Source organism: Arthrobacter sp. ok362, from assembly GCF_900102785.1.
In the GTDB taxonomy this organism is placed as follows: Bacteria; Actinomycetota; Actinomycetes; order Actinomycetales; family Micrococcaceae; genus Arthrobacter.
In genome coordinates this window covers 115,878-128,579 of the sequence record NZ_FNGC01000015.1, presented here as the reverse complement: position 1 = coordinate 128,579, position 12,702 = coordinate 115,878, and the positions used below count along the sequence as shown (strand labels likewise).

At 67.0% G+C, this 12,702-nt stretch carries 10 protein-coding genes and 1 rRNA gene; 5 read left to right on the top strand and 6 right to left on the bottom strand.

Annotation, left to right across the window (positions count from 1 at the left end; translation table 11 throughout):
- Positions 1–166 precede the first annotated feature (166 nt).
- Positions 167–283 (top strand): 5S ribosomal RNA (gene rrf, locus BLQ10_RS18305).
- Positions 284–771: 488 nt separating this feature from the next.
- Here the strand turns inward: rrf and BLQ10_RS18295 are convergent.
- The 6 genes from BLQ10_RS18295 to BLQ10_RS18270 all read right to left on the bottom strand — a co-directional run bounded on the left by BLQ10_RS18295 (position 772) and on the right by BLQ10_RS18270 (position 8,148).
- Positions 772–1,539: a GntR family transcriptional regulator gene (locus BLQ10_RS18295; protein WP_091564451.1), complete on the bottom strand. Its 768-nt coding sequence runs from the start codon at positions 1,537–1,539 to the stop codon at positions 772–774.
- 44 nt (positions 1,540–1,583) lie between these two features.
- The gene (locus BLQ10_RS18290; protein WP_091564450.1) at positions 1,584–2,267 is read right to left on the bottom strand and encodes a beta/alpha barrel domain-containing protein; all 684 of its coding nucleotides are present in this window, start codon (positions 2,265–2,267) and stop codon (positions 1,584–1,586) included.
- A 91-nt stretch (positions 2,268–2,358) separates the two neighbouring features.
- Positions 2,359–3,183, bottom strand: coding sequence for an HAD-IIA family hydrolase (locus tag BLQ10_RS18285; protein WP_091564463.1), 825 nt, complete (start codon positions 3,181–3,183; stop codon positions 2,359–2,361).
- Positions 3,184–3,369: 186 nt separating this feature from the next.
- Positions 3,370–4,779 carry an ethanolamine permease gene (gene eat, locus BLQ10_RS18280; RefSeq protein WP_175558686.1) on the bottom strand — a complete coding sequence of 470 codons (1,410 nt, stop codon included), beginning with the start codon at positions 4,777–4,779 and terminating at the stop codon, positions 3,370–3,372.
- A 509-nt stretch (positions 4,780–5,288) separates the two neighbouring features.
- Positions 5,289–6,659, bottom strand: a complete 1,371-nt coding sequence (locus BLQ10_RS18275) for an iron-containing alcohol dehydrogenase (protein WP_091564448.1) — start codon at positions 6,657–6,659, stop codon at positions 5,289–5,291.
- Positions 6,643–8,148: a xylulokinase gene (locus BLQ10_RS18270; protein ID WP_175558685.1), complete on the bottom strand. Its 1,506-nt coding sequence runs from the start codon at positions 8,146–8,148 to the stop codon at positions 6,643–6,645. Before BLQ10_RS18270 ends, BLQ10_RS18275 begins: the two co-directional genes overlap by 17 nt.
- Before the next feature lie 1,312 nt (positions 8,149–9,460).
- Between BLQ10_RS18270 and BLQ10_RS18265 the strand changes: the two genes are divergently transcribed.
- Genes BLQ10_RS18265 through BLQ10_RS18250 form a run of 4 tightly spaced genes read left to right on the top strand, consistent with a single transcriptional unit; the run spans position 9,461 to position 12,700 of the window.
- Positions 9,461–10,543, top strand: coding sequence for a hypothetical protein (locus BLQ10_RS18265; RefSeq protein WP_091564446.1), 1,083 nt, complete (start codon positions 9,461–9,463; stop codon positions 10,541–10,543).
- Between the two features lie 4 nt (positions 10,544–10,547).
- Positions 10,548–11,537, top strand: a complete 990-nt coding sequence (locus BLQ10_RS18260) for an HAD-IIA family hydrolase (RefSeq protein ID WP_091564445.1) — start codon at positions 10,548–10,550, stop codon at positions 11,535–11,537.
- Positions 11,538–11,546: 9 nt separating this feature from the next.
- Positions 11,547–11,891 carry a hypothetical protein gene (locus BLQ10_RS18255; protein WP_091564444.1) on the top strand — a complete coding sequence of 115 codons (345 nt, stop codon included), beginning with the start codon at positions 11,547–11,549 and terminating at the stop codon, positions 11,889–11,891.
- Positions 11,888–12,700, top strand: a complete 813-nt coding sequence (locus BLQ10_RS18250; RefSeq protein WP_175558684.1) for a TlyA family RNA methyltransferase — start codon at positions 11,888–11,890, stop codon at positions 12,698–12,700. The genes BLQ10_RS18255 and BLQ10_RS18250 overlap by 4 nt, the downstream gene beginning before the upstream one ends.
- Positions 12,701–12,702: the final 2 nt, after the last annotated feature.

Below are 12,702 nucleotides of genomic sequence, written 5' to 3'. Positions count from 1 at the left end.
GGGGTGGTACAAAGAAACAAGACTGCTTGCGTCCACTATGTGGTTCCCAGACAACAAACCCGTTGCTTGAGGAACACACCACAACAACATAACAACACCACACATGTTGTAACCACAGATTTCCCACCCCCACGCCCCAGGGCGCCGGCGGGTGCGGACACAGGGTTACGGCGGTCATAGCGTGGGGGAAACGCCCGGTCCCATCCCGAACCCGGAAGCTAAGACCCACAGCGCCGATGGTACTGCACCCGGGAGGGTGTGGGAGAGTAGGTCACCGCCGGACAACCATTCAGGTCGAGGACCCCCAACCACGTTGGGGGTCCTCCCGCATTTAACGACGAACACGAACTGACTGGCAGCAGGGGCCGTTTTGAGCCTTCAAAACGGCCCCTGCTGCCAGTCAGTCGGGGAAGAGAACCACGGCCACCCGCCGGCCAGGCCACACCCGCTCCAGCCGCCGGCCACACACCAGGCCGCTGCCGATATCGCACAGGCTGGATACGGGGTTCGCCGCTAACCCCGGAACTGCGCACAAGCCGTGAGAGTATCCTGGAAACTCGGCGGCCATCCACGTGAGGCGCTCGTCGGGCTCATCCGCACAGAGCTCCTGCGTGTCCATTAGCGACCTAATCCGCCTGGGGCGTTGGGGGAGCGACGAGACGGCTGGGCTGGAACGGGGACTTAGGACGATGGGGTCCGGACGGTCAATATCGTCTTAAATGAGTCGGCCGGGCACGCTCTTGAGCGCGCCCGGCCGTTTCTCCAAGCGATTTAGGACCGAGACTCGGCGAGGGCCTGGGCGGTCTCGGTGCGTTGGGCCGGCGGTTGAGCCCGCCGGTTGAGCCACATCTCGAAGACATCGCTGGTGTGCCATTCGAAGGAGGCCAGCACCGGTGTGCCGTTCTCGTCGTAGTCGACCTCGTCGAAGTAGAGCAGCGGGACGCCGTCTTTGACCTGCAGTTGCGCGGCCTCCGGGGGGCCGGCGAGGACGGGGAGGAGTTTGGCCCGTCCGTTTCTGACACCGTGGTTGAGGTTTTCGAGCAGGTCGAACAGCGACGGGCCCAGGTTGCCCCGGATTGCTTCGGGCACGAGGGCCAGCGGCACCCGGTCCACGCTGTAGACGACGGGGCGGTCATCGGCGAACCGGACCCGTTCGACGACGACGACCGCGGCTCCGCGGTCGAGGCGGAGCCGGGCCCGGTCGCTGTCGTCGGCGGGCTGCACGCTTTGTGAGACGATCTGGATGCTGGGGGTGAACCCGGCGGCCTGGATCATCGCGGTGTAGCTGACGTTCAGGTCCAGGGCGTGGCGCTGCGGGACCCGGGTGACGTAGGTTCCCTTGCCGTGGAGGCGGGAGAGGTAGCCGGCGTCGATCAGGGCCCGGTAGCCTTCGCGGACGGTGGCCCGGCTGACGGCGAACTTCTCGGACATTTCATCTTCGTTGGGGAGCCGGTCGCCGACCACATACGTGCCGTTGCTGATGAGCTCGGTGAGTTCATCTCGAACCTGTTCTGCAAGATTTGGCCGGCGACCTGCCATGGTGTCCTCCCTGTGACGATGATTCCAGTGTACTGGCGGCGGAGTTAGATCCGGGCGCCGTCGTGCGCGAAGGCCAGCGCGGTGCGGACCTGGGACACGAACTCCTTCTCACCGGGCAGCTTACCGTCGAAGATGGCCGCGCCGATGGTGAAGCCCCAGACGCCGGCTTCGGCGAGCCCGCGGATCTGGGCCTCGGTGACGACCGAGCCGGCGGCGATAGTCGGTCCGTCGACGACCTTCGCGACGGCGGCGGTGAGTTCCAGCGGGTCAACGGAGCCGTGGCGGTAGGCGAGCAGGTCCACGCCGTCTACGCCGTCCATTTTGGTGAGTTCGGCGGCGTGCGCGGTGATCTCATCGATGGAGCCCAGCAGCTCGCTGGGATGCCCGGCGACGCGGCCCGGGAAGGGGGCGAACTTGATGCCGGTGCCTGCGAGCTTTTCGACGGCCTCGGCGGCGAACTTGCCGCCCACGATCCAGTCGACGCCGGCGGCGATGGCGGCGTCGATGGAGGCCATCTCGTCGGCCTTGTCCACCGAGACGATCTCCAGGTAAACCACGAGGCCCGCGGCGTGCGCGGCGGCGGTGAGCTCGCGGGCCTTCTCCGGGGTGGCGCCGACGTCCTTGAAGCCGATGTGGCGCAGCCCGGTGTCCTTGACCTGCTCGAGGACCTCGAGGGCGTTGTCGACGGTGCGGTCGTTGTGGGTGAGCATGAAGATGAATTCAGACATTGTTTTTGTTCTTTCTTGGTGGTGGGTGGAACGTATTTGGGGTTGGGTGTTGAGAGGTTGGGCTTGCTGGGCATCTGGTGCCCCGGCACGGTCAGGCTGCGATGAGCCCGCGGACGTCGTCGAGGACGTGGGTTGGGTGGATCGTTGAAGCGGCGAGATGGTCATTCGTCGTCGCCCCGGACATCACGAGGGCTGAGGCCATGCCGGCGTTCAGGCCCATGGCGACGTCGGTCAGCAGCCGGTCACCGACCATTACGGCCTCGCTGGCGGGGACGCCGAGCCGGTCCAGGAAGGCGTTCGCCATGTGGACGCTCGGCTTGCCGACAATCGCCTCGGCGCGGCCGCCGGTGCAGGCCTCGATGGCTGCGAGCATGGCTGCGCAATCGGGGAGGCCGCCGTCCGGGGTGGGGCAGTAGGGATCGGGGTTCGTGGCGACGATGACGGCACCGGCGTTGACCGCCTGGTACGCCCGGGTCAGTTTGTCGTAGTCGAAGGTCCGGTCGAAGGACACCACCACGACGTCGGTCTCCGCCGGGTTTTCGGTCAGGATGAACCCGGCGCCGCGCAGCGATTCGATCAGGACCGGCTCGCCCACGGCCAGGACCCGGGCCCCGGGATGCCGGTCGGCCAGGTACAGGGTCAGGGCGTCAAGCGCGGAGATCACGTCTGCCGGAACCGCCGGAATGCCCAGCTTGGTCAGCTTCGCCGCGTAGGCCTCGGCGGTCTCGAGGGGTTTGTTGGTCACAAACACCACCCGGGCGCCGGAGCCCCGCAGCGCTGCCACGACGGTGTCCGCGCCTTCGATGAGGTCATCACCGAGATACAGGGTGCCGTCCAGGTCGAAGGCGTAGCCCCGGTACAGCGGGGTTGTCCCGGTCCGGGCCGCTTCTTCTTTGGCCAGTAGTTCAACGGGCATCATTGCCCTCCTTTCGGCTCTTGTAGAGCCTCTATTGCAAATCTAACGTCAGACGTCTAGCGACTCGAGTTGTAGATGCGATCTTGCTGAATTTTTTGTGCGGTATGGCGGTGCGGCTGCCGGGCGGGGGCTGCTGTGGTTGCAGCGGCCCCCGCCGGGCGGCCCGGGTGGCTGAGGCCTGTTGGGTCAGGCTTCTTCGGTCAGGGCGTGGTCTGTCAGTGCCAGTTCTTCTTCGGCGGTGTAGTTGCCGACCCGCTTGCGGCCGACGGCGAAGTAGTAGGCCATGAACGCGGCCACCGTGATTGCGGCGATGACGAATGCGAGCGGGAAGCTGACCAGGGCGGCGGGGATGAGGACGCCGGCCAGGATCAGGGCGATCCACATCGTGACGCGTCCGCCGCGGGCCTTGTAGGGCCGGTGCAGCTCGGGGCGCTTCTTCCGCAGCACCAGGGCTGCGGCCATCATCAGCATGTAGGACACGGCTGCGACGAGCACCGAGAGGGTCACCAGGACCGGGATGGCGTCCGGGAGGATGGTGGCGCCGAGGACGACGAAGACGAAGCCGACGACACCGGGGACGACGAGCGACCCGATCGGGGCGTGGTGCTTGTTGAGCTTGGACAACCATGCCGGCAGGTAGCCGGCCCGGGAGAGTGCGAAGGTCTGGCGGGAGTAGGCAATCACGATCGCGTGGAACGAGGCGACCAGGGCCGCGAGGCTGAAGCTGGCGATCACCGGAACGATCCAGGTCTGGGATCCCACGACGTTGGACAGGGCCACGGTCAGCGGGGCAGCGGCGCCGGGGAAGTCGGACCCGCCGACGCCGGCGGCGACAGTGAGAGTACCGATGCCCACAACTGCCAGGGTGAGGAAGGCCATGACCAGGGCTTTGGGGATGTCCTTGGCGGGGTTCTTGGTCTCTTCGGCCGCCATGGGCAGGCTCTCGATGGCGAAGAAGAACCAGGCTGCCAGCGGGAGGGTGGCCCAGAGGCCGCCAATGCCGTTGGGCAGGATGGCCCCGCCGGAGTAGGCGTTCAGGTTATCCAGCGACATCTTCGGAGCCCCGATGACCATGAAGACGATGAGGCCGATGACTGCAACGGCGGTGAATACGAACTCGATCTTCATGGAGTTTCCGGCGCCCAGGAGGTGGACCACGGTGGAGCCGATGTAGAGCACCGCGGCGCTGACCAGGATCGGCACGTCGGGGAAAAGGACCTGCACGTACGCGCCGACGGTCAGCGCGACCGCAACCGGGGCAAATACGAACTCCAGAAGCACGCTCACCCCGGCGAGGTATCCCCAGACCCGGCCGAGGGCTGTGCGGACGTAGGCGTAGGCTCCGCCGGCGTGCGGTACTGCTGCGGACAGTTCGCCGATGACCGTTGAGAGGCCGGCGTAGAGCAGGCCCATGATCGCAATCGCGATCAGGTAACCCCAGTAGCCGGTGAGCCCCAGGCCCGCATTCCACCCGTAGTAGTCGCCGGAGATGACGGCGCCGACGCCGATGCCCCACAGCAGTAGGGGGCCTGCAACTTTGTGGAGTTTTTTCTTGCCCTCCGCCTGCACGGGGGAAGTTGTAGCTGTTTGTGACACTGACCTGCTCCTTTGCGGGTTGTATCGATCATCGGCACCACAGGACGTGGACCGTTTGATATCTGACGAGGAAGCCGCGGGATAAACCGTGGCTGGGTGCCGGGCTGAAACATCAGCGCTCCGGCATCGGGGTGTTACGAACGGCCGCCGGCCGCCGCACGGGCGGCGGGCCTGGCATTTCCCTGACGTCATCGGCGGGGAAACTCTCCGGAAGGGACCTTCGCGGCCCGGTACATCAAGCATACCAAGTCGTTAGACGTCTGACAAGGAAAGGTTTTTACGGGTTTCTAGGACTGGTTGTGCTCATGGTGGGGCCAGTGAAGTCGGTGAAGTCACGTGGGAGCCGGCTGGCGGATCGTAGGGATCCGGGTCGGCGGATCGTAGGGATCCGGGCCGGCGGCTGCCGGGGCGCATCGGTAGGGTCGCGGCCCGGTTGCCGGTGCCGCAATCCTGGGATGCCTCGATGGGCCAGGATTGCGGCACAGGCCAGTGGTGTCGGGCCAGTGACGTTAGAGGCCTGCGCCGATCCGTTCTGCCTCGGACAGCGCTGCCAGAACATCGGTCGCGGTCCATGCGCCTGTCAGGTAGGCGAGGTCGGCGATGTTGAAGCGGTTGCGCATGAGGTGGCAGTTGGTGAGCGCCCAGATAACGTCGTCCTCTTTGCTGGCGTTTTCCAGCTCGGAGAACCGGGTGGGCGCGCCGGCGGCGCGAAGCGCCGCGACGATGGCTTCCGGTTCTCCCAGCAAGCCCGAGAGTACCTCGGCGTGTGCCCGCCAGGATTCGACGGCCTCGCGGATTTTCGTTCCGGCGTCGACGGCGCGCAGGTGTTCGAGCTTTTTGGAGTAGTCGGACCAGCACTCGTTGCTCGTGGCGCCGGCCTCATCCATCCAGTCGAAGGCCTCCCGCACCGTGCGCTCCGCGTCCGCTGAATCGGGGAGCCGGAGGGTGCCGATACTTCCGGCACGGAGCCGCTCGTTCATCTTCCGCCACAGAATGGCGACGACGACGGTCGCGACGCCGACCTGGGCTCCGTGGTGGGCGGTGTCCTTCCCCCGGGCGCTGTTGGCCATGTCCAGCAGGTGGCTCACGACGTGTTCCATGCCGGAGGACGGGGAGGTTTGTCCCGCGACGCCCATTGAGATGCCGGAGAGGGTCACGAACTTGGCGAGCGTGGCCAGGGATTCCGGGTCGGAGGCTCCGACGCCTTCGGCCAGGTCCAGGAGTTCGGTGCCGTGGCGGCGGGTCATGGTCGCGGCCTCGGCGGAGAAGCCGCGGTCCATGTCGACCAGCGAGGACAGGTACCAGTCCGCGGGGGCGGTGAACATGGAGATCATGTCGCCGAGGCCGGAACGGTTCAGCGCCGCCGGCGCGCCTTCGAGGACGGCGCTGTCCACGACGAGGGCGCTCGGCCAGCCGGAGTGGGCGGTGCGCTTCACGCCGTTGATGAGCAGTACGGACTGGTCGTCTGCGAAACCGTTGACCGAGGCGGCGCTCTGTACGACGACGTGGGGCCGGTTCCCGGCCACGACCTTGCCGATGTCGCACAACGTGCCGGAGCCGATGGTGACGACAACATCCGCACCCCCGCAGCCGGCGGTGGCGGCGCTGACGGTGCCTTCGTCGGCGTGGACGTGGCCGGGAAGGGCCACGGTTTTGACCGTGCCGAGGGTTTCCAGGAGGCCGGTGACGGCGGGCTTGAGGTAAGCGCCGGAGCCGGTGGTGTATTCGTCCTCGTCGGTGAGGAGCGCGATGGTGTTGTATGCCGGCAGCGAGGCGACGATGTCCCGGACGGAGTCCAGTACATCCGGGCCGATGACCACCTGGTCGAGGCCGACCAGGGGGTGCGAGAGGTAGCGGTCGAGGTCAGACGAGAGCGTCATGGTGTGATGATTCCTTCTGGGGGATTGATTCAACTGCGTCGAAAAGTGAGCGGTATTCCTGGTAAGCCGATTCAAGAGCCTCGGCGTGGGCTGGTTCGGGATCGATAGTGACGGGATCAAGCTCCACCACCGAGTCGACTGCCGATTCGAGGCTGGGGAAGGTGCCTGCGGCAACGGCGGCGAGTAGTGCCCCACCCGTTGCGCTGGTCTCTTCGGTCAGCACCTTGGCGATCGAGGTCCCGCAGAGAGTTGCCTTCGCCGAAAGCCACAGCGCGCTGCGGGCTCCGCCGCCGACGACCCGGACCGACTGGGCCAGGCCCATTGCGTCGATCCGGTCGTAGATGTCCCGGAACGCGAAGCAGTTCGCCTCGATGATCGCGCGGGCCATGTCGGCGGAGTCGTGATTCATGGACAGCCCGGAGAACGTGCCGCGCAGGGAGTCATTCCACCGCGGCGCCATTGATCCGGTCAGTGCCGGGATGAAGCGGACCCCGCGGGCCCCCGGCTGTGATTGCGCTGCGCGGTCAAAGAACTCCTGCTGGCTGATGCCAAGCACGTTTTTGGCAAACCACAGCGTGTTGCCGCCCGACACGAAGCCGGGATTTTCGATCAGGTAGGTGCCGTCGACCGCGTGGGCATGCGTTTCGACGAGTTTCGTCTCATCGAAGACGGGAAAGTTGCTCGAGACGCCCACCGGCTCGGCCGTGCCCAAGATGTCGACAACCACGCCGGGGCGGACGCCCCCCGCGCCCAGGCATGCGGCGTGGTCATCGCCTGTGCTGACCACGACCGCGCAGTTGGTGGTCAGACCGAGCGCTTCGGCGGCTTCTGCGGTCAACGTGCCGGCCACGTCAGTGGCCCGGCCGATCTCGGGGAGCTTTGCCCGGTCGAGCCCGGCCGCATCGATGAGTTCATCGCTCCAGTCGCGGGCCACGACGTCGTAGAGCAGGGAGGATGAGGAGTTGGCGTGGTCCTGAATGGAACGGCCGGTCATCCACGCGACCGCGTAGCCTCCAACCGAAGGCAGCGACGCGGCCTGACGGTAGACGCCAGGCTCATTGTCGGCCAGCCACATGAGCTTGGGCCCCGTGTGCGAGGCGTCCAGGTTCAGTCCTGTTCGGGCGAACAGGCGATCCGGATCGATGGCGTTGCCGAGCCGGGCCACCTGGTCGGTCGCGCGCCGGTCAAGCCAAATAATTGCCGGCCGCAGCGGGCGCATGCTCCCGTCAATCGGAACCACTCCGTCCACCTGGCTCGATAGCCCAATGTGCGACACTTCGGCCGGATTGACTCCCGTCTGGGCCAGCACGGCGCGGACGCTTGAAGCGATGCCGTCCCGGTAGTGCGCCGGATCCTGCTCTGCCCAGCCGCTGTGCGGATGCTGCATTGCGTAGCCAGTGTTTGCCGTTGCGACGATGTCGCCGCCCGGTGACATGAGCACAGCCTTCGCGCTTTGCGACCCGAGATCACATCCGATTACATATCCCACGAAATACTCCTTTGTATCCCAGCGGCCTCCCCCTGAAGCCATCACCGTCTGCGTAAGTCGTCAGACGTCTAATAACTACGATACGGGCACTGATCCGTGATCGTCAACTCTTTGGACCGGCCGCCCGGAGCATGCCTCCTGAAGGAAACCGCCTGGTTCCTGAACGGCCCCGCGCGCCCCGGCCGCTGGGGCGTTGTGAGTCTGGCCACCGACGGGCCCCATTGAAGGCTGCCGTTAGCCCGGGGCGGGTTGCTCGCCTAGAATTGGGGGAGATGTACGGACTTCGAAGCGCTTGATTTCGGGTTGCGTAGGAAACGAAACACGGAACAGAGCGGCTGCGATTGCGCCAGTGGTCAGCTCGCAACAGGAGGATCCCAGCATGGCTGAGCACAATGATGGCAACCGCGGTGGCAAGGCCCGCGACAACTCTGGCGGACGCAGTTCCGGTGGAGCCCCTTTCCGCGGCACAAGCAACTCCGGCGGCGATCCCCGTGGGTTCCGTTCCAGGGAAGACCGTGACCGTAAGCCTTATGGTGATCGCGCTCCGCGTGAGGGCGGGGATCAGCGTGGCTTCGGCGGTGGCGAGCGTAAGCCGTACAGCGGCGGTGGCGCCGGCGGTGAGCGTAAACCCTATGGTGATCGTGCCCCGCGTGAAGGTGGGGGTCAGCGCAGCTTCGGTGGCGATGGCCGCCCCTCCTATGGTGACCGTAAGCCGTATGGTGATCGTGCCCCGCGTGAGGGCGGGGGTCAGCGTGGCTTTGGTGGCGGCGAGCGCAAGCCGTATGTCGGCGGTGAGCGTAAGCCCTATGGTGATCGTGCCCCGCGTGAAGGTGGAGGCCAGCGCAGCTTCGGTGGCGATAGCCGCCCGACCTATGGTGACCGTAAGCCGTATGGCGGCGGTGGCGATCGTGACCGTAAGCCGTATGGTGACCGTGCTCCGCGTGAAGGTGGCGGTCAGCGCAGCTTCGGTGGTGGCGACCGTGATCGCAAGCCGTATTCCGGCGGCGAGCGTAAGCCGTATGGTGATCGTGCTCCGCGTGAAGGTGGCGGTCAGCGTGGCTTTGGTGGTGGCGACCGTGATCGCAAGCCGTATTCCGGCGGCGACCGTAAGCCGTATGGTGATCGTGCTCCGCGTGAAGGTGGGGGTCAGCGCAGCTTCGGTGGTGGCGACCGTGATCGCAAGCCGTACAGCGGTGGCGAGAACCGCAAGCCGTTCGGCAACCGTGAGGACCGGCCGGCACGGAGCTTCGACCGTGGCGACTCGGGCCCGCGCCAGTACGGGCGGGACCGCCCGGAAGACCGTCCGGCACGCGTGCCCAATGCCCGCGATCTCCGCAGCGCCAACCGTCCGGACCGGGAGCGTTCACCCCAGATCGACGAGGACGTCACGGGCAAGGAACTTGACCGCGCCACCCAGCACCAGATTAAAACCCTCGAAGGCACCAGCGCGGAATGGGTGGCTCGCCACCTCGTCATGGCGGGACGGCTTCTGGATGAAGAACCTGAGCTTGCCTTCCAGCACGCCCTGGCAGCCAGCCGCCGCGGCGGACGCCTTGCATCCGTCCGCGAAGCTGTCGGCCTGACGGCCTATGGAGCCGGCCACTATGGTGAAGCCCTCCGGGAATTCCGCACCTATCGCCGCATCAGCGGCTCCAACATGCACCTGCCGGTCATGGCCGACTGCGAGCGGGGCCTTGGCCGCCCGGACCGTGCCCTGGACATGGCCCGGTCCGACGAAGCCAAGGATCTCGACGCCCCCGGCAAGGTGGAACTGGCCATCGTGGCCGCAGGGGCGCGCACCGACCTCGGGCAGCTCGAAGCCGCGGTGTCCGAGCTGGAAATCCCGCAGCTGGACATCAACCGCGCCTTTTCCTACAGCCCCCGGTTGTTCCGTGCCTACGCTGACGCGCTGACGGCAGCAGGCCGCGCTGCCGAGGCCGCCAAATGGCAACGGCAGGCCATCGTGGCCGAAAACGCGCTGGGCCTCGGGGCCGAGGAGGAACCCGACATCATCGATCTCGGCTGGGACGAGGAAGAAGAGGCCCGCGAGGAGGACCGGCAGCGCCGCCTCCGTGCGCAGGAGAACGCCGACGCGCACGCCGGAGCCGAAGAGCGCGCCCCGCGTGCCGCCGGTGCTGCTGCCGCGGCAGAAGCCGCCGGCACCACAGCCGCAGCGTTCGGCCTGAAGGCGATCGACGACAGCGCCGACGACGCCGAAGCTGACTACTTCGAGTCCGACGACGCCGAGTCCGACCAGGATTCGGTGGAAGCCGACGTGCTCGATGACGCCGACGGTGAAGCTGACGATGAAGCTGACGGGGAACCGAACGCTGAAGCGGATCAGGAACTCGTCGAGGACTCAGAGCCTGCTCAGCGTGAACGTGTGGAGGACTAATCGCATGACGGGTACCGCCCTGATCTCCACCTTTGATGCCTTGCTCTCCGACCTCGACGGCGTCGTCTATGCCGGCGCCCATGCCATCCCGGGGGCCGTCGAGTCGCTGCGCCGGCTAGCTGGTGTCGGCGTCGGGCTGGGCTACGTCACCAACAACGCATCCCGTTCTCCGGCGCAGGTAGCGCAACACCTGCGCGATCTCGGGGCACCCGCCGAAGACCACCAAGTGGTGAGTTCCTCGCAGGCGGCGGCAGCGCTGCTGGCGTCGCTGCTGCCGGCGGGGGCACACGTGCTGATCACGGGCAGTGCCGCGCTGGCTCAGGAAATTGAGCTGGTCGGCCTGGTTCCCGTCCGCGGCGCGGAGGATGCCCCCGTCGCCGTCGTACAGGGCTTTAGCCCGGACCTCGGGTGGAAGGACCTCGCCGAGGCGTCATACGTCGTCGCCGGCGGCGCCCTCTGGGTGGCGACCAACACGGACTGGTCCATTCCCCAGGCGCGCGGAATTGCCCCCGGTAACGGGACGCTCGTGGCGGCCGTGGCGGCCGCGACCGGCAAGAGCCCGATCGTGGCGGGCAAACCCGAGGCGCCGCTGTTCCACACCGCCGCCAAGCGGCTGGCCGCGGACCGGCCGCTCGTCGTCGGTGACCGCCTGGACACCGACATCCTGGGCGGCAACAACGCCGGCTTCGCCACGGTGGCCGTGCTGACCGGCGTGGACACCAGGGAATCGATCCTGGCCGCAAAGTCCATGGAGCGCCCCGATTTCCTCATTAGTGACCTGACCGGCCTGTACGCGCCGTACCCTGCCGTGGAGCACGACGCCGGGCGGTTCCGCAGCGGCACGGCCTCCGCGATCGTGCGGGGGCAGTCCGTCCACATCAGCGGCGATCCCGCCGACCTCGATTCATGGCGTGCCGCCTGCTCGGCCTGGTGGGCCGCGAACCCCGAGACCAACAGCGCGCTGGCTCCGGCCCTTGAGTGGCTCGATCACTAGGCTGAAGACATGACCGAGCCAATCCCTGCGCTAAACCAGGCCCCAAACCAGCAGCCGGCTGAGGCGGCGGCGCCGGACCTCGCGGCCGACGTCGCCTGGCCTGACCTGCCCTCGCACCAGCTCCCGGCGGAACAGTCCGGGCGCGCGGTACAAGAACAGCAGGCACGAGTTCAGGACCCGGCCGTCAGCGCTGTGCTGGACCGCCTCGCGGCCGTGCGGCAAACGCCCGTGTCCGAGCACGGCGAAGTCTATGCCGGCATGCATGATGCCCTGCTGGAGGCCCTGAACGAAGACGTGGCCGACCCCGCCGGCGTGGCGCGCCGTATCCGTGCTGCGGGGGACGGGGGATCGTGAGTCGGCTGGACCAGGCACTCGTCAGCCGGGGGCTCGCCAGGTCCCGGACGCATGCCGCCCGGCTGATTTCCGAGGGCAAGGTGAGCTCCGGCGGCGAGATCCTCGCCAAGGCGTCACTGCAAATCCCGGATGACGCCACGCTGGACGTCACGGCCTCCGCCGAGGACGGCTACGTCAGCCGCGCCGGGCACAAGCTGGCCGGCGCGCTTGATGCCTTTCCCGCCGTCGACGTCGCGGGCAAACGGTGCCTCGACGCCGGCGCCTCAACCGGCGGGTTCACGGATGTGCTGCTTCGGCGCGGCGCCGCCCACGTGGTGGCCGTGGACGTTGGGCATGGCCAACTGGTGCCGGAAATCCGGAATGACTCCCGCGTTGCCGTGCACGAAGGCCTGAATGTCCGGTACATGACGCCCGGGGAAATCGGCGGACCGGCCGCGTTGACGGTGGCGGACCTGTCCTTCATCTCGCTGACACTTGTGGTGGCGCCACTGGCGGCCTGCACCGAGCCCGGCGGCGACCTCGTCCTCATGGTCAAACCACAATTCGAGATCGGCAAGGACCGGCTGGGCCGGACCGGCGTGGTCACCTCGGAACGGGAACGCCGGCTCGCAGTGGGCAAGGTGGCTGCCGCCGCCGTGGACTCGGGCCTGGTCTTGTTCGGCCTCGCCCAAAGCCCGCTGCCGGGCCAGGACGGCAATGTCGAATACTTCCTGTGGATTAAACGCGCGATGTCGGAAGTCCCGCCTAAGATCGAGGAGCGGGACGCAGCCGTTGCTGCGTTGCTCGGAACAATCTGGCCGAACCACTAGTA

What these genes read in the sequence shown, in the direction of transcription:
- BLQ10_RS18295 (WP_091564451.1), bottom strand. Translation starts at nt 1,539, where the DNA reads ATGGCAGGTCGCCGGCCAAATCTTGCAGAACAGGTTCGAGATGAACTC.
- BLQ10_RS18290 (WP_091564450.1), bottom strand. Translation starts at nt 2,267, where the DNA reads ATGTCTGAATTCATCTTCATGCTCACCCACAACGACCGCACCGTCGAC.
- BLQ10_RS18285 (WP_091564463.1), bottom strand. Translation starts at nt 3,183, where the DNA reads ATGCCCGTTGAACTACTGGCCAAAGAAGAAGCGGCCCGGACCGGGACA.
- BLQ10_RS18275 (WP_091564448.1), bottom strand. Translation starts at nt 6,659, where the DNA reads ATGACGCTCTCGTCTGACCTCGACCGCTACCTCTCGCACCCCCTGGTC.
- BLQ10_RS18260 (WP_091564445.1), top strand. Translation starts at nt 10,548, where the DNA reads ATGACGGGTACCGCCCTGATCTCCACCTTTGATGCCTTGCTCTCCGAC.
- BLQ10_RS18255 (WP_091564444.1), top strand. Translation starts at nt 11,547, where the DNA reads ATGACCGAGCCAATCCCTGCGCTAAACCAGGCCCCAAACCAGCAGCCG.